Source organism: Brachybacterium phenoliresistens, from assembly GCF_000576425.1.
GTDB classification, from domain to species: domain Bacteria; phylum Actinomycetota; class Actinomycetes; order Actinomycetales; family Dermabacteraceae; genus Brachybacterium; species Brachybacterium phenoliresistens.
Window position 1 is genome coordinate 100,172 of record NZ_KK069998.1, and the last position, 16,662, is coordinate 116,833.

General features: G+C 73.9%; 15 protein-coding genes. 7 read left to right on the forward strand and 8 right to left on the reverse strand.

Annotated elements, in window-relative coordinates; translation table 11 throughout:
• Window positions 1-47: 47 nt before the first annotated feature.
• On the reverse strand, window positions 48-1,340 hold the full coding sequence (locus tag BF93_RS13190; RefSeq protein ID WP_038373236.1) for an alpha-L-fucosidase: 1,293 nt from the start codon (window positions 1,338-1,340) through the stop codon (window positions 48-50).
• Window positions 1,341-1,450: 110 nt separating this feature from the next.
• Here BF93_RS13190 and BF93_RS13195 point away from each other — a divergent pair, with 110 nt between their 5' ends.
• The 7 genes from BF93_RS13195 to BF93_RS13225 all read left to right on the forward strand — a co-directional run bounded on the left by BF93_RS13195 (window position 1,451) and on the right by BF93_RS13225 (window position 10,263).
• Entirely contained in the window at window positions 1,451-2,113 is a 663-nt protein-coding gene (locus BF93_RS13195; RefSeq protein ID WP_038373237.1) for a DUF624 domain-containing protein, read from the forward strand.
• A gap of 99 nt (window positions 2,114-2,212) precedes the next feature.
• Window positions 2,213-4,630 (forward strand): glycosyl hydrolase family 95 catalytic domain-containing protein, encoded by a 2,418-nt coding sequence (locus tag BF93_RS13200; RefSeq protein ID WP_038373239.1) that lies wholly within the window; start codon window positions 2,213-2,215, stop codon window positions 4,628-4,630.
• Between the two features lie 74 nt (window positions 4,631-4,704).
• A complete protein-coding gene (locus BF93_RS13205) occupies window positions 4,705-6,195 on the forward strand; it encodes a malate:quinone oxidoreductase (protein WP_038373241.1) in 1,491 nt (496 codons plus the stop codon).
• A 6-nt stretch (window positions 6,196-6,201) separates the two neighbouring features.
• The gene (locus tag BF93_RS13210; protein WP_038373242.1) at window positions 6,202-6,987 is read left to right on the forward strand and encodes a (Fe-S)-binding protein; all 786 of its coding nucleotides are present in this window, start codon (window positions 6,202-6,204) and stop codon (window positions 6,985-6,987) included.
• The gene (locus BF93_RS13215) at window positions 6,984-8,561 is read left to right on the forward strand and encodes a lactate utilization protein B (RefSeq protein ID WP_051486941.1); all 1,578 of its coding nucleotides are present in this window, start codon (window positions 6,984-6,986) and stop codon (window positions 8,559-8,561) included. The genes BF93_RS13210 and BF93_RS13215 overlap by 4 nt, the downstream gene beginning before the upstream one ends.
• Window positions 8,558-9,319, forward strand: coding sequence for a LutC/YkgG family protein (locus tag BF93_RS13220; protein ID WP_038373243.1), 762 nt, complete (start codon window positions 8,558-8,560; stop codon window positions 9,317-9,319). Before BF93_RS13215 ends, BF93_RS13220 begins: the two co-directional genes overlap by 4 nt.
• On the forward strand, window positions 9,316-10,263 hold the full coding sequence (locus tag BF93_RS13225; RefSeq protein WP_051486942.1) for an aldose 1-epimerase family protein: 948 nt from the start codon (window positions 9,316-9,318) through the stop codon (window positions 10,261-10,263). Before BF93_RS13220 ends, BF93_RS13225 begins: the two co-directional genes overlap by 4 nt.
• Window positions 10,264-10,365: 102 nt before the next feature.
• On the opposite strand, the gene BF93_RS13230 is transcribed toward BF93_RS13225, so the two are convergent.
• The 7 genes from BF93_RS13230 to BF93_RS13260 all read right to left on the reverse strand — a co-directional run bounded on the left by BF93_RS13230 (window position 10,366) and on the right by BF93_RS13260 (window position 16,641).
• Entirely contained in the window at window positions 10,366-10,686 is a 321-nt protein-coding gene (locus BF93_RS13230) for a histone-like nucleoid-structuring protein Lsr2 (protein WP_038373245.1), read from the reverse strand.
• 79 nt (window positions 10,687-10,765) lie between these two features.
• A complete protein-coding gene (locus tag BF93_RS13235) occupies window positions 10,766-10,978 on the reverse strand; it encodes a hypothetical protein (RefSeq protein ID WP_038373246.1) in 213 nt (70 codons plus the stop codon).
• A gap of 1 nt (window position 10,979) precedes the next feature.
• Window positions 10,980-12,488: a lysine--tRNA ligase gene (gene lysS / locus BF93_RS13240; RefSeq protein WP_038373248.1), complete on the reverse strand. Its 1,509-nt coding sequence runs from the start codon at window positions 12,486-12,488 to the stop codon at window positions 10,980-10,982.
• Between the two features lie 73 nt (window positions 12,489-12,561).
• Window positions 12,562-13,452: a pantoate--beta-alanine ligase gene (gene panC, locus BF93_RS13245; RefSeq protein ID WP_051486943.1), complete on the reverse strand. Its 891-nt coding sequence runs from the start codon at window positions 13,450-13,452 to the stop codon at window positions 12,562-12,564.
• The gene (locus BF93_RS13250; RefSeq protein WP_038373249.1) at window positions 13,449-14,354 is read right to left on the reverse strand and encodes a Rossmann-like and DUF2520 domain-containing protein; all 906 of its coding nucleotides are present in this window, start codon (window positions 14,352-14,354) and stop codon (window positions 13,449-13,451) included. Before BF93_RS13250 ends, panC begins: the two co-directional genes overlap by 4 nt.
• Window positions 14,351-16,105, reverse strand: a complete 1,755-nt coding sequence (locus BF93_RS13255) for a PH domain-containing protein (RefSeq protein WP_051486944.1) — start codon at window positions 16,103-16,105, stop codon at window positions 14,351-14,353. The genes BF93_RS13250 and BF93_RS13255 overlap by 4 nt, the downstream gene beginning before the upstream one ends.
• On the reverse strand, window positions 16,102-16,641 hold the full coding sequence (locus BF93_RS13260) for a PH domain-containing protein (RefSeq protein ID WP_232226423.1): 540 nt from the start codon (window positions 16,639-16,641) through the stop codon (window positions 16,102-16,104). Before BF93_RS13260 ends, BF93_RS13255 begins: the two co-directional genes overlap by 4 nt.
• Window positions 16,642-16,662: the final 21 nt, after the last annotated feature.

Genomic DNA, 16,662 nt, shown 5'->3' on the forward strand with positions numbered 1-16,662 from the left:
GCCGCCGGCCCCGCTCCCGGGGTCGGACGGGCCCGCCGCGTCGCGGGTCAGTCGATCGGGGCGTCGGTAGGGGCGCGGTAGTCCTCCGGGAGCGCCGGGGCGGGGGCGCCGGTGGCGTCATGCACCCGGACCGCCTCGATCACGGCGCCCTCGCCCTCGACCTCGAGGATCAGCGAGGCGGCCTCGACCGCGGCGGGCAGACGGTGGATGCGCCGCACGCCGATGGTCCCGCCCTGCGCCAGCACGGTCCCGTCCGAGTCGAGCACGCGGTGGGCGCGCACCCGCTGACCGGTGGAGACGTCCTCGACCAGCTCGACATGGTCGAAGACGGTGGGCCCCGGCAGCTCCGCCTCGACGCGGGCGCCGGCGGGAGCGGCGATCGCGCGCAGATCGGCCGCGACCGGTGCGCCGAAGCGGGCGTCCAGGGCCGCGCGCAGCTCGACCAGGCGGGCGGCATCGACCGGATCGATGCGGCCGCGGCGGTCCGGCGGCACGTTCAGCAGCAGGTTCGCACCCAGGCCCAGGGACCGGTCGTGGATCTCCAGCAGGTGCTCCACGGACTTGGGCTCCTCCCCCTCCTGCCAGAACCAGCCGCGGCGCAGGGAGACGTCGCACTCCGGCGGCAGGTACCGGGCCTGGCCCAGCTCCACCACATCGGGGTCGTAGTTGTTCAGGTCGGTGGAGCGGGTGACGTACTCGCAGGGGTCCGCGGCCAGCCCGTCCTCGTTGCCGACCCAGCGGATCGTCGCCGGCCCCATGTTGAAGACCATCGCCTGGGGCTGCAGCTCGGCGAGCAGCGCGCCGATGGCCTCCCAGTCGTAGACCCGCCCGGCGGAGCCGGCGCCGTCGAACCACACCTCGAACAGCTCGCCGTAGTTCGTGCACAGCTCCCGCAGCTGGCGCAGGTAGAAGGCGTCATAGGCCTCGGGATCCTCGTAGCAGGGCTCGTGCCGGTCCCACGGGGAGAGGTAGAGCCCCAGACCCAGCCCGTGCTTCCGGCAGGCGGCGGCGACATCGCCGACGACGTCCCCGGAGCCGTCCTTCCACGGAGAGGAGGCCACGGAGTAGTCGGTGGTCGCGGTGGGCCACAGGCAGAAGCCGTCATGATGCTTCGCGGTGAGCACGACGTAGCGTGCTCCGAGGTCCCGTGCGGTGCGGACCCACTCCTCGGCGTCGAGGTCGGTGGGGGCGAAGTCGGAGGCCGGGACGGTGCCGTCGCTCCACTCCTTGCCCGCGAAGGTGTTGATGCCGACATGGAAGAACATCCCGAGTCCGGCCCGCTGCCAGGCGAGCTGCTCGGGGGTGGGGGCCAGGAGTGCGGACTCCGTCTCTGCAGTCATACCTCTAGCCTTCCAGAGATCGGAGGAATTGGCGAACCGTTCCCCAGCAACATCGAGCTCTCGGCTGGTCACCCCGAGACATCCGCCGTATTCATCGGTAGTCTGCTGGTATGGCGACGCGATCGAGCACCGGCCCGCAGCATGTCCCCTCCTGGGCGCTGCGGGCGAACGAGGCGGTCGACGCCGCCCTGACCCTGGTGGTGGTCTCCCTGCTGTGGTGGGCGCTGACGCTGCTGGGGCTCGTCGTGCTCGGGGCGGCACCGGCCAGCTGCGCGGCCGCCGAGGTGATGCGCGCGCGGGCCGAGGGCCGCGCCGTGCCCGTGGCGCGCACCATGTGGGCCGCGTACCGCCGCGAGCTCGTCCCCGCGACCCTGCGGCTGCTGCCCTTCGGCGTGATCATCCTCGGCGGGCTCTCGACGCTGTTCCTCGCCCTGCGCGGCGGCGTGCCGGAGCCCTGGATGCTGGCTCCGGTGGCGACCCTCGGCGCGGTCGCGGCCGGCTGGGCGACGGCGAGCGCCGCCGCCCTGATCGCGGTGCCCCGGCTGCGCCGCCAGGACCTCCTGGTCTCCTGGCGGGCGGCCCTGCTGTGCCCCGGCGCCGTCCCGGTGGCGGCCTTCCTGCTGGTCGTCTCGCTGGCGGTGATCGGGCTGGCGGCTCTCGTGCTGCCGCCCGTCGGCCTCCTGCTGGGACCCGGCGGCGCCGCGCAGGCCGCGGGCGCCCTGATGGGCCGGCGCACCGAGGCGCTGCTGGCCCGGCACGAGTCCCCCTCCTGACCCCGCCCCCTCCTGCTCCGCCCCTGCCCTGCCCTGCCCTGCCCCGCCCCACCCCTGCCCCGCCCTGCTCCTGGACCACCGCGAGAAACGGACCCCTCCATGATCGACCCCCGCCACGCCCTCGTCTCCGACCGTGCGGCAGAGGCCTGGACCGATGCGTTCCCCCTCGGCAACGGCCACCTGGGGGCGATGAGCTTCGGCCGGCCCGGCACCGATCGCCTGCAGATCAACGACTCGGGCGTGTGGCGCGGCGGCCCGCGCCCCCGCCGTTCGGCCGACGGCGCGCACGAGGCCTTCCTGGCCGCCCGCGCCGCGGCCCTGGCCGGGGACCTGGACGCCGCGGAGGAGCACGTGCACGCCCTGCAGTCCGGCGACTCCCAGATGTACCAGCCCTACCTCGACCTCAGCATCGCCGAGCCGGCCGACGCCGATGCCGGGACGGTGCAGCGTGTCCTGGACCTGCGCACGGCGGTGGCCCGCGCCGTCCTCGGCGAGGGGCCGGCGTCCCGGGAGGTGCTCACCGCGGTGAGCGCCGCCGACGACGTGCTGCTGGATGTGCGCACCTACCCCTCCGCCACGGACCTGGACCTGCAGGTCACGTCCCTGCACCGCCAGCAGGTGCGGGCCGAGGCCCTCGAGGACGGACGCGTCGTGCTGGTCGGCCGCCTGCAGGTCGCCGCGGCGGTCGACCCCGACGCCGGGGGCGACTGCCCCACCCGGGAGCCCGCCGGCTTCGACGAGTCGGTGCACGCCTCCTGGGCGCTGGAGGTCCGCAGCGACGGCGCGCTGGAGCCGGACGGCGACGGGCTGCGGGTGCGCGGGGCGCGCCGCCTGGAGCTGCGCCTGGTCTCGGCGACCCAGTTCGCCCTGGACGGCTCCCTGCGCCACGGGGACCACGCGGCGCTCGAGGCGGAGGTCCTCTCCCATCTGGAGGAGCTCGCGGCACGGCCGGTCGAGGAGCTGCTCGCCCGGGCGGAGGCCGCCCATCGCGCGCTGTACGACCGCACGGAGCTCGACCTGGCCCCCGGCGCCGACCGGGAGGGCGCCCCCGTCACCACCGAGGCGCGACTGGTCGCGGCGCAGCAGGGCACCGCGAGCCCGGCAGAGCTCGCCGACCTCGTCGCGCTCCTCGCGCACATGGGCCGGTATCTCCTGATCAGCGGGGGACGCGGCGCGAACCCGCCGCTGAACCTGCAGGGCATCTGGAACGAGGACGCGGTGCCGGCATGGTTCTGCGACTACACCACCAACATCAACCTCGAGATGAACTACTGGCCCGCGGGCCCCGCGAACCTGCTCGAGATCGGCGAGGGGCTGACAGGCTGGTCCGGCCGGCTGGCCGCGCAGGGGCGGGAGGTGGCCCGCGAGGTGTACGGCGCCCGCGGCTGGACCGTGCACCACAACTCCGACCGATGGGGCTATGCGGGCCCGGTCGGCGACGGCGGCAACCGGCCCAAGTGGTCGTTCTGGCCGCTGGGCGGCGCCTGGGTCGCGATCACCGTGGTGGACCTGCACCGCTTCGGCGGGCAGGAGGTGCCCGCCCCGGTGCGGGAGCTGCTCGTGGAGGCGTGCCGCTTCGTGCTGGACCTGCTGGTCGAGATGCCCGACGGCAGCCTGGGGACGGCGCCGGCGACCTCCCCGGAGAACGTGTTCGCGGTGCCCGGCGGCGCCGAGCACGAGGTCCACGTCTCGACCACGAGCGACCTCGCGCTGGCCCGGGAGGCCCTGACCGCGCTGGTCGAGGTCGCCGCACCGGAGGATCCCGAGCTGACGGGGCGGGCCCGCGACGCCCTGGCACGGATCCCGCGCGAGCCGGTCCTGCCGTCCGGGCTGATCGCCGAATGGTCCGATCCCGCCTTCACCGACCCCGAGCCGCTGCACCGCCACCAGTCCCATCTCATCGGCCTGCACCCGGGGACCTCCCTGGATCCCGAGACGGACCCGGAGCGCGGACGGGCCGCCCGGGCGAGCCTGCTGGCCCGGGGCTTCGAATCCACCGGCTGGTCGCTGGCCTGGCGGATCTGCCTGGCCGCCCGGCTGGGCGATGCGGAGCTGGCCCACCGCTTCGTGCGCCGCTTCCTGCATCCCGTCGACCTGGAGCCGGTCGCCCGGCGGGTCTCGACCTCGGACGGCGGCGTCTACCGCACCCTGCTGTGCGCGCATCCGCCGTTCCAGATCGACGGCAACTTCGGCGCGCTGGCGGGGATCCTCGAGCTGCTGCTGCAGTCCCAGCGGACCACCGACACCGGGGCGCGGCGCCTGGACCTGCTGCCGGCCGTGCCGGCGGACTGGCCCCGCGGGGAGGCCCGGGGCCTGCGCGCCCGCGGCGGGGTCGTCGTCGACCTCGCCTGGGACGAGGAGGAGGTCCGGGCGACGCTGACGGCGCAGGCGCCGATCGCGGTCGAGGTCCGCTGCGGCGCGGCGACGGCCGCCCGCGAGCTCGCCGCCGGGGAAAGCGCACGCCTGCGCCTGACGCGCTCGCGGACCGGGTTCGGGCCGCAGGACGAACGCGGCTAAGCTGGGGCGGATGGCCGCCCGATGCCCAGCGCGTGTGCGATCGGGCCCACACCCACGAGCTGGAACGGAGTGACATGGCTGACCTCAGGGTGGACGTGACCCGAGCGGACGCAGTGCTGATCGGCGGCGGGGTGGCGAGCGCGACGCTCGCGGCGCTCCTGGCCGAGCTGGAGCCGGACTGGGACGTGCAGGTGCTCGAGCGCCTGGACGCCGTGGGGCTGGAGTCCAGCGACGGGTGGAACAACGCCGGCACCGGGCACAGCGCCCTGTGCGAGCTGAACTACACCCCGCAGGACGTGGACGGCTCCGTCTCCCCCGCCAAGGCGATCTCGATCAACGAGCAGTTCCAGGTCTCCCGCCAGTACTGGGCCCATCTCGTCGACTCCGGCGCGATCGCGGATCCGTCCTCCTTCATCCGCACGGTCCCGCACATGTCCTTCGTGCACGGCGTGGAGAACGTGGACTACCTGCGCCGGCGCCATGCCGCGCTGAGCGCGAACCCGCTGTTCGACCGGATGGAGTTCACCACCGAGCACGGCACCCTCGCGCGGTGGGCGCCGCTGATCGCCGAGGACCGGCCGGTCACCGAGACGATCGCCGCCACCTTCTCCCCCGACGGCACCGACGTGAACTTCGGGGCGCTGACCCGGTCCCTGTTCGCCGTCGCCGAGCGGGCCGGGACCACGGTCACCACGGGCCGCGAGGTCACCTCCCTGCGGCGCCTGGGGACGGACTGGGGCGTCATGCACCGGGACGTCGTCACCGGCGACGTCCGCGTGATCCGCACGCCCTTCGTCTTCGTCGGCGCGGGCGGCAACGCCCTGCCGCTGCTGCAGAAGTCCGGGATCGACGAGATCCGCGGCTTCGGCGGCTTCCCGATCTCGGGCCAGTGGCTGCGCTGCACCAACCCCGAGATCATCGCCCGCCACAGCGCCAAGGTGTACGGGAAGGCCGCCGTCGGCGCCCCGCCGATGAGCGTCCCCCACCTGGACACCCGCTACATCGACGGGCGCCAGGGCCTGCTGTTCGGCCCGTACGCGGGCTGGACGCCGAAGTTCCTCAAGACCGGCTCCTACACGGACCTGTTCGCCTCCATCCGTCCCGACAACGTCGCGCAGATGGCCGCGGTGGCCCCGCCGAACCTGGGCCTGATGAAGTACCTCGTCACCGAGGTCGCCGCGACCCGCGACAAGCGGCTCGAGGCGCTGCGCGAGTACATGCCCTCCGCCCGCGACGAGGACTGGGAGCTGGTCACGGCCGGCCAGCGCGTGCAGGTCATCGCGCCGGACCGCAAGAAGCTCGGGGTGCTGCAGTTCGGCACCCAGCTCATCACCGCGGCGGACGGCTCGATCGGCGGCATGCTGGGCGCCTCGCCGGGCGCCTCCACGGCCACCACGATCATGCTCGAGCTGCTGGGGAAGGTCTTCCCGGCCCGCCGCGACGTGTGGGCGCCGCGGATCGCGCAGATGGTCCCCAGCTACGGCACGCACCTGTCCGAGGATCCGCGCGCCGCCCACGCCTCCCTCGCCCGCACCGCCGAGACGCTCGGCCTCGACCACGAGTGAGCTGACATGCGCATCTCCCTGATGACCACGTGCCTGGCCGATGTGATGGCCCCCGACGTGGCCCGCTCCACGGTGATCCTGCTCGAGCGCCTCGGCCACGAGGTGGTCTACGACCCCCGCCAGACGTGCTGCGGGCAGATGCACACCAACACCGGCTACTACTCCGAGGCGGCGCCCGTGGTGCGCCACTTCGTGGACACCTTCGAGCGGCAGCTCGACGACGTCGACGCGATCGTCATGCCCTCGGGATCGTGCACCGGCTGCGTGCGCGACCAGCACAGGCTGGTCGCCCAGCACGAGCAGGACGAGGATCTCGAGAAGCGGGCCGGCGCGGTCGCCGCGAAGACCTACGAGCTCTCCGAGCTGCTGGTGGACGTGCTGAAGACCACTGATGTCGGGGCCTACTTCCCCCACTCGGTCACCTACCACCCGACCTGCCATTCCATGCGGATCCTGAAGGTCGGCCCGCGCCCGATCAAGCTGCTGCGCGCGGTCGAGGGCATCGAGGTCGTCAACCTGCCCGAGTCCTCGACGTGCTGCGGCTTCGGCGGCACCTTCTCCGTGAAGAACTCCGACACCTCCAACGCGATGGTCACCGACAAGGCCGCCAACGTGGTGAGGTCCGGCGCGGAGTTCGTCGTCGCCGGGGACGCCTCGTGCCTGATGAACATCGGCGGCAAGCTCGCCCGCAACGGCGATGCCCCCCGGCCGATCCATCTCGCCCAGATCCTCGCCTCGACCCGCGAGGACCCGTTCGTCCCGTCCGCCGAGATGCTGGGGAGGGCCTCATGAGCACCGTCCATCTGGGGATGCCGGGCGTCCGGCCCCAGCACGCCTCCCCCGGGTCCTCGCACCTGCGCGGGGACCGGTCCTTCCCCGCGAAGGCCCGCACGGAGCTGGCCAACCCCGTGCTGCGCCAGAACCTCCAGCACGCGACGAGCACCATCCAGGCCAAGCGGGCCTCCGTGGTGCGCGAGGTGCGCGACTGGCAGAAGCTCCGCGACGCCGGCAGCGCCCTGAAGTGGCAGGTCACCGACCACCTCCCGGAGATGCTGGTGCAGCTGGAGGAGTCGGTGCAGGCCGCGGGCGGCACCGTCCACTGGGCGCGGGACGCCGAGGAGGCCGGGGAGATCGTCACCCGACTGGTCCTCGAGCGCGGCCAGCAGGAGGTGCTCAAGGTCAAGTCGATGGCCACCCAGGAGATCGGCCTCAACGAGACGCTCGCCCATGCCGGCGTCCACGCGATCGAGTCCGACCTCGCCGAGCTCATCGTCCAGCTCGCCGGCGACACCCCCAGCCACATCCTGGTCCCCGCCATCCACCGCAACCGCGCGGAGATCCGCGAGATCTTCCTGCGCACCATGCCGGACCTGGATCCGTCGATCACCGACGACCCCGCCGAGCTCGCCGGGGCGGCCCGCCGCTTCCTGCGCGAGAAGTTCCTGGACATGTCGGGCTCCGTGGCGATCTCGGGCGGCAACTTCGCCGTCGCCGACACCGGCACCGTCGCGGTCGTCGAGTCCGAGGGCAACGGCCGCATGTGCCTGACGCTGCCCAGGACCCTCATCACCGTGCTCGGCATCGAGAAGATCGTCCCGTCCTTCCAGGACCTCGAGGTCTTCCTCCAGCTGCTGCCGCGCTCCTCCACCGGGGAGCGCATGAACCCGTACACGACGCTGTTCACCGGCGTCGCCGAGGGGGACGGCCCGCAGGAGTTCCATCTGGTGCTGCTGGACAACGGCCGCAGCGCCGTGCTCGCGGACCCGGAGGGCCGCAGCGCCCTGCACTGCATCCGCTGCTCCGCCTGCCTGAACGTGTGCCCCGTCTACGAGCGCACGGGCGGCCACGCCTACGGCTCCACCTACCCGGGCCCGATCGGCGCGATCCTCTCCCCGCAGATGACGGGCGTGACCGGACCGGACGATCCCAACGCCTCCCTGCCCTACGCCTCGAGCCTGTGCGGGGCCTGCTACGACGTGTGCCCCGTGAAGATCGACATCCCCTCGATCCTCGTGCACCTGCGCGCGAAGGAGGTCGACCAGCGCCGCGAGGCCTCCGGGCAGTTCCACGGCACCTGGGACGTGGCCATGCGCGGGGCCTCGAAGCTCATGTCCTCCCCGCGGGCGTACGACGCGGCCGTGCGGGCCTCCTCCGCTCTCGGCGCGGTCAAGCGCACCGGCAACATCGGCAAGCTCCCCTCGGCGCTGCCGCTGATCCCGGGCTGGACCGACCACCGGGACCTGCCGGTCCCCCGGCAGTCCTTCCGCAGCTGGTGGAAGGATCGCGAGCGCCACGGCGGCGCCCCCGCCCCGCGCCCCGACGGCGACGGCCCCGAGGACTCCCCGGCGAGCGGAGAGGACGCATGAGCGCCTGGCAGGACGCCCGACCCTCCCGCGTCGCCGGCATGAGCGCCCGCGACGAGATCCTCGCGCGGCTGCGCAGCGCGCTGGAGGTGCCCCGGCGCGACGAGGTCACCGAGCCCGGCGACGTCCCGCGCACCTACCAGCGGGCCGATGACCGCGCCGAGGGCTCCGACCCCGCGAAGATCCGCCAGCTCCTGGTCAAGCGGCTCGAAGACTACACCGCGACGGTCCACCGCACCACCGAGGCCGGTCTGCCGGAGGCCGTCGCCGCCGCCCTCGAGGGCGCCGCCTCCGTGATCGTGCCGCCCGGGGTCCCCGAGGCCTGGCTGGCCTCGAGCGACCTCTCCGTGACCCGCGACGACGGCACGGCAGGCCCGCGCGCGCTGGACCGCATCGACGCCGTGCTCACCGGCTGCCACACGGCGATCGCCACCACGGGCACGATCATGCTGCGCTCGGACGACCTCTCCGGGCGCCGCGCCATCTCCCTGCTGCCGGATCTGCACGTGATCGTCGTGCAGGCCGATCAGATCGTCCTCGGCGTGCCGCGGGGCATCGAGCGCATGGGCGAGGACCCGACGGCCCCCTGGACGATGATCTCCGGCCCGAGCGCGACCAGCGACATCGAGCTCAGCCGCGTCGAGGGCGTGCACGGCCCGCGCCGGCTGCACATCGTCATCGTCGAACCCGAGCCCGAGCCCGAGCCGGGGCCCGCCCCCGACGCCCCGAAGACCGCACCGACCTCCCAGGAGACCTCATGAGCACGTCCCCCGCCCCGCACGACCGCCCCGAGCTCCCCCGCGGCCGCACCTGGGAGATCGTCGCCGGCCCGTACCGCGCCGGCATCGCGGCCGTGGGAGCGATCGTGGAGCACCTCACCGTGGACGGGCGCGACCTGCTGGTGCGCAACCCGGCCACCGGGCCGATGCAGTTCTACCGCGGCGCCGTGGTCGCCCCCTGGCCCAACCGGATCGGCGACGGCCGCTACACCTGGGACGGCCAGGACATCCAGGCGCCGCTGACCGAGCCGGACCGCCAGAACGCGCTGCACGGACTGGTCTCCTTCGTCCCGTTCGAGGAGGTCTCCTCCGCGGACGAGGCCGTCACGCTGCGCACCCTGCTGTACCCCAGCCCCGGCTACCCCTTCGCCCTCGAGCTGACGGTCGAGCACCGGGTGGATGCCGAGACCGGTCTGACGACCACGGTCACGGCCCGCAACGTGGGCGACCAGGACGCCCCCTACGGCGTGTGCCCCCACCCCTACCTGGTGGCCGGCCCTGAGCCGCTGGACACCTGGACGCTGCGCACCTCCGTGGGCACCGTGATGACGGTGACGCCGGACCGGCTGCTGCCCACGGGCCTCGTGCGCGTGGACGAGGGCGGCGAGTTCGACTTCCGCGAGGGGAAGGTGCTGGGCTCCCAGGAGATCGACCATGCCTTCACCGACCTGGGGCGGGACGAGCAGGGCCTGGCCCGCGTGGTGGTCACCGCCCCCGGCGGCACGGGCGTGGAGATGGTGGCCGATGAGCGCTGCCCGTGGCTGCAGCTGCACACGGCGGACCGCCCCGAGCCCGAGAACAACCGCCTCGGCCTCGCCGTGGAGCCGATGACCTGCCCGCCCGATGCGTTCCGCTCCGGCGACGGCGTGATCCGTCTGGCCCCCGGGGCGTCCCACGAGGCCGCCTGGAGCGTCCGCGGCCTCTGACCGCATCCCGGCCCGGCGCGCGGCGACCGCGCACCGGGCCGGAGGACGACGAGGGCGCCGCACCCGACGGGGTGCGGCGCCCTCGCGGCGTCCGGGGAACGCTCAGTGCGCGTTCTCGTAGGCGTTGCGGATCTCGGCGGAGATGCGGCCGCGGTCGGAGACCTCGTAGCCGTTCTCGCGCGCCCATTCGCGCACCTTCGCGGAATCCTTCGCCGGCGCCGAGGCACCGGTGCCCCGGGTGCGGCGGCCGCTGACGCGACGGGACTTGGCGACCCAGGCCCCCAGCTCCTCGCGCAGGCGGGTGGCGTTGTCCTCCGACAGGTCGATCTCGTAGGAGACTCCGTCGAGGGAGAACGTGACGGTCTGCTCGGCCTTCGAACCGTCGATATCATCGATCAGCTCGACGAACGTCTTGCGGGCCATGGGTACTCCTCGAATAGATGTTGTGGACGGGGCGCGTCATACCCTGCCGGCACAATACTCGCGCGTTCCGGACGGAAAATCAATCCTCGACGTGATTGATCGCGGTCGCGCCGCCCGGGGTGGAGGATTCCCCGTCGCGTCGTGCGGCCCGGAATTCCTTCTCGGCATCCCGCTCGGCCTCTCGTTCGCGCCGGTCAGCGCGAAGAATGGCGCGCATCGCGAACCAGAAGAGCAGGCCCACGCCGATCGACGGGAGCAGCGCCCCCGCCTCGAACCAGAATCCGCCGTCCATCTCAGGCCCCCGGCTTCACGAGGGGGAAGAGGATCGTCTCGCGGATCCCCAGCCCGGTGAGCGCCATGAGCAGCCGGTCGATCCCCATGCCCATGCCGCCGGTGGGCGGCAGCGCGAACTCCATCGCCTCGAGGAAGTCCTCGTCCAGGCGCATCGCCTCGTCGTCGCCGGCCGCGGCCAGCCGCGCCTGCTGCTCGAAGCGCTCGCGCTGGACGACCGGATCCACGAGCTCCGAGTACCCGGTGCCCAGCTCGAAGCCCCGCACGTACAGGTCCCACTTCTCGACCACGCCGGGGGTCTCGCGGTGCGCGCGCACCAACGGGCTCGTCTCGACGGGGAAGTCGCACACGAACGTCGGCGCGTGGAGGTGATCGCCCACCTGGTGCTCGAAGAGCTCCTCCACGAGCTTGCCGTGGCCGTAGCGCGGGTGATCCAGGTCCAGGTCCAGGGAGCGGGCGATCTCCCGCAGACGCTCCGGGGTGGTCTCCGGGGTGATCTCCTCGCCGAGGGACTCCGACAGCGAGCCGTAGACGGTGATCCGGTCCCACTGCCCGCCGAGGTCGTACTCCTCGCCGTCCGGCAGGGTGACGACGTGGGAGCCGGTCGCGGCGAGCGCGGCCTCCTGCACGAGGTCCCGGGTCAGGTCGGCGATCGTGTGGTAGTCGCCGTAGGCCTGATAGGCCTCCAGCATCGCGAACTCGGGGGAATGGGTGGAGTCCGCGCCCTCGTTGCGGAAGTTCCGGTTGATCTCGAACACGCGCTCCATCCCGCCGACGGCCGCGCGCTTGAGGAACAGCTCCGGCGCGATCCGCAGGTACAGATCCATGTCGAACGCGTTGATGTGGGTGACGAACGGCCGCGCCGCCGCCCCCGAAGGAATCACCTGGAGCATCGGCGTCTCGATCTCCAGGAAATCACGGCCGCGGAAGGACTCGCGCAGGGAATGCATGACCTCCGAGCGAAGACGCGCCACCCGGCGCGCCTCGGGGCGCACGATGAGATCGACATAACGGCGCCGAACCCGCGACTCCTCGCTGAGATCGGCGTGGAGCACGGGAAGGGGGCGCACGGCCTTCGCGGCCATCTGCCAGGAATCCGCGAAGACCGACAGCTCGCCGCGCCGGGAGCATCCCACGCGACCGTGGAAGAAGACGTGGTCGCCGAGGTCGACATCGGCCTTGAGGTCGGCGAGGCGCTCGGCGCCCACGTCCGCCTGGCTGGCCATGATCTGGATGCGCTCGCCCGCCCCGTCCTGCAGGGTCACGAAGGCGAGCTTGCCGGTGTTGCGCAGGAAGACCACGCGCCCGGCGACGCCGACCTCGTCCTCGGTCTCCTGACCGGCGTCGAGGTGGCCGTAGCCCTCGCGGACCGCGGCGATGGTCGTGGTGACCGGCACGGAGACGGGGTACGCCTCCTCGCCGCGCTCCAGCAGCCGCTCCCGCTTCGCCTTGCGCACGGCGATCTGGTCGGAGGTGTCCAGCGGGTCGTGGGGCGCGGGCGCATCAGTCATGGCCCCGATTGTGTCACCCCCTACCGGGAGGTATCACGGAATTCCTGCGGGGATCGGCCGGGCGTGGGCGACCTCACGGAGCGGTCGGCTCCGGCAGCCGGCCGCGGGACACCGGCGGATGCACCCGGCCGGCCACGTGCAGGCTGGTGGCGTCCAGCAGGCGCGTCCCCTCGACCCGGGCGGCCAGCACCACGAGCACCTCGCCCTGGTGGTCGGGGCCGATGGGCTCGAAGGTGGCCGGGTCCACGGCCTCGGCGTAGGCCCAGTCCACCCCGGCCGGCGCCCCGCCGGTGGCCTCGCGCAGGGCGGCCAGCACGGCTCCGGTGTCCGGGGCGGCGGCCTCGACGGCGCGCACGGTGCGCGAGAGCACGAGGGCGCGCTCGCGGCCCTCCTCGCTGAGGTAGGCGTTGCGGCTGGAGCGGGCCAGCCCGCCGGGCTCGCGGACGATGTCGACGGCCTCGATCCGCACCGGCAGGTCGAGGTCGGCGACCAGGCGCTGGATGATCGCGAGCTGCTGGGCGTCCTTGCGGCCGAAGACCGCGGCGTCGGGCCGCACCAGCTGCAGCAGCTTGGTGACCACGGTGACCACCCCGTCGAAGTGGCCGGGGCGCGCGGCGCCCTCGAAGCGGGTGCCCAGGCGGCCGGAGGTGACGCTCACCGGCGGCGGCAGCACGGGGTACATCTCCTCCGTGGACGGCGCGAAGACGAGGTCGACGAGCCCGTCGACCTGCGCGAGGTCGGCCTCGAGCTCGCGCGGGTACGCCTCGAAATCCTCCCCCGGGCCGAACTGGAGCGGGTTGACGAAGTCGGTGAGCACCACGGAGTCGGCGATCTCGCGCGCGCGGCGCACGAGCATGAGGTGGCCCTCGTGGAGGGCCCCCATCGTCATCACCACGGCGACGGTGCCGGGCAGCTGCGCCCGGGCCCGTCGCAGATCGGCCTTCGTGGTCACCAGGGCGGTCATGGTCCCTCCTCGGGAGTCGTCGGTGCGGGATCGAGGATGCCACGGATCCGGGCGCGCCGCTGGTCATCGAGCCCGGCCCGTTCCAGCGCGGCCAGCGCGAGCGCCCGGTAGGTGGCGCGGATGTCCGGGGAGCCGGCCCCGTCCTGCTCGAGGTCGCGCAGGGCGGCGAGGTGGCCGGCGACGGTCCCGGCGTCGCCGCGGCGCACCGGCCCGGTCAGCGCATCGGCGCCGCGGTTCAGCGACTCCTCCAGGGCCGCCGTGAGCAGCGGGCGCAGATAGTCGCCGGGGCTGTCCACGCCGAGCCGGGCGAGCACCTCCCGCGCCTGGTCCACCAGGACGACGAGGTGGTTCGCCCCGTGGGACAGCGCCGCGTGGTAGAGGGCGCGGTCGCCCTCGGCCAGGCGCACGGGGCGCCCCTCGAGCTCGACCACGAGCGCCTCCGCGATCGGGGCGAGGGCGGGCCGCGCGGTGATCGCCATCGGGCAGCCCACCAGACGCGGGAGGTCCGCGGCGGTGCCGGTGAAGGTCATCGCGGGGTGGATGGCCAGGGCCACGCAGCCGGCCTCCTCGAGCGGGGACAGCACCTCGATCCCGTGGGCTCCCGAGGTGTGCACGATGACCTGCCCGCCGGGGCTGATCCCGGCGGCGGCGATGCCGGCGGCCAGCCCCGGCAGCTCGTCGTCGGGGACCGTCAGCAGGACCAGCTCGCTGCGCTCGACGATGCGGTCCGCGCCGAGCAGCGGCACCCCGGGCAGCAGATCCGCGGCCCGGGCACGGGAGCTGTCGGAGACCGCGTACGCCCCGGTGATCGCGTGGCCCTCGCGCCGCAGCGCGGCGGCGAGCACCGCTCCGACCCGGCCGGCGCCGATGACGCCGATGCCCAGCCGCTGCGGCGCGCTCATCGCTGCTGCTCCTGGCCCGCGTCCTCGCGTCCGCCGTCGGGCCCGCCCTGCGGCAGCGGCCGATGCTCCTGCCGCGGGGACAGCGCGGGCCGCGGCCAGCGCGCACGGTCCCGGTATCGGCGCAGATGGGCGGAGTCGTGCTCGAGCACGGTGCGCATCGCGAGCACCTCCGGCTGCTCCATGCCCTGCGCGGTGAGGGTGGCGCCGGCGACGGGGACGGTGAGCGTGAGCAGGCCGCAGCGGCGCTCGATCGGCCCCTGGGAGATGCCCACCCCCTGGATGCGGTCGCGGGAGATCATCTGGAGCCGGCGGGTGAGGATCCCCGACCGGCGCACCAGGAAGCCGGGCATCAGCACGACGACCTCGGTGCGCCGGGCGATCCACTGCCAGCGGCGGGTCGCCCGCATCCCGGGGATGTCGCGGGCGCGCGCCCCGAGCAGGCCCTCGAGCGCGGCGGCATCGTCCTCGGTGCCCAGGGGCGGCAGCAGGTGTCCGACGGTCCGGCGCAGCTCCTCGGGCGTGCCCACGGGCAGCACGGTCAGCGACCCCTCGGATTCGCTGTCGCCGATCCCGGCGACGGTCGCGGTCACACGGGTCCACCGCTGCGAGCGCCACAGCGCCGGCTGGGAGAGGGTGATCTCCTGGATCCGGTCGGGCGGCACGTTGTCGGTGCGCGTGTTCAGCAGACCGCGGCGCATGCGCAGGCCGCGGTCGGTCATCCGGGCGACGAACCCCCAGCCGGCCTCGATCTTCCCCAGCACCAGGCGGGGCACCGCGACCAGCGCGGGGATCAGGGCGACCGCCGCGCCGAGGCCCGGACCGTCGTCCCAGAGCAGCAGCCCGCCCGCGACGAGCAGGCCCAGCAGCAGCGCGAGCGCGCCGAGCAGGAACTCGGCGTCGCGGACCATCGAATGCACCAGGCGCGCCGTCGGCACGCGGGCGATCTGCTCCCCGTCGCTCACGCCGTCCAGCACGACCTGGTCCCACAGGCTCCCCGGGGCCGGCGCGGCGGGCGCGGCGCCCTGCGCCCAGGGCTCCGCGCCGGCCTCCCCGCTCGCGGCGCCGGGAGCGGCGGACCGGTCGCCCGGGCCGGCGCCGAGGGCCGCCTCGGTGGGGACGGGTCCTCCGTCCGCCCCTCGCACCGCGGCGGGACCGGCCGGCGGGCCGGCGGGCGGGACGGAGCCGGGATCGGAGGGACCGGCGGAGGCCCCGGCCGGGGCGACCGCGGCGGACCCGGCCTGGGCCGAGGCGGCCGCGCGCAGGATCTCGCGACGGATGCGCTCGGCATCGGCCGTCCGCACGTACGCGATGTCCAGGTGCGACTCCCCGCCGCCGGCGACCTCCACGCGGACCTTGGCCAGGCCCAGCAGGCGCGCCAGCAGCGGCCGCTCGACGGAGACCGAGTCGATCCGGGCCCGGGGGGCGAAGCGGCGGGAGCGGGTGAGGACCCCGCTGCGCAGGGCGACCCCGTCCTCGGTGATCGCATAGGCGGTGAAGCGCCAGGACAGCGCGGAGATCACGATCGAGAGGACGATGACCACGGCCAGGATCCCGAGCCCGATGAGCAGGCGGGTCAGGGTGAACTCCCGCACCAGGGACCCGATGTTCTGGATCGACACGGCCGCGACGATCGCCGCGATCACCTTCCAGCCGCTGACCAGCGGCGTGATCGGGTGGGTGCGTCGGAACGCGGACTCGGGGACGGCGCTGGCGGTCCCCTGCTCCGGGGCGGGCGCCGGGGTCCCGCTCACAGCGCCGCCATGGTCTCGACGCCCCGGCGGGCCAGCAGCGCGCGCAGGCGCTCCGCCTCCTCACGGGGCAGGCCGGGGATCGTGAGGTCGGCCTCGGCGGAGGCGGTCGAGACCGAGAGGGTCGCCAGCCCCAGGCTGCGTTCGATCGGGCCCTCGTGCACCTCGACGGACTGCACCCGCGCGAATGCGACGGTGGACACGGAGCGGAACATGATGCCGGAGGCGAACACGAGGTCGTCCTCGCGGTCGAGGTAGCCCAGCGCCCGCACGCGCCGGGGCGTGAGCAGCAGCGACTGCAGGGCGAGGATCAGCGCGAGCAGCGCCGGGAACACCGTCCACCACCACCCCAGCCAGGCCCAGAGGACGACGCAGCCCGCGATCACGATCAGGGCGAGGGCGTAGCCGATCAGGCCGGCGAGATAGCGGGCGCGGATCAGCGCCTCGGAGACGGGCCGCAGGCCCTCGGCGCCCAGGCGCCCTCCGGCTCCGGGAGGTGCTGCGAGGGCCGGGGCAGGATCCGGGGAGGGGGTGCTCATGACGTCCATCGTCTCAGCTGC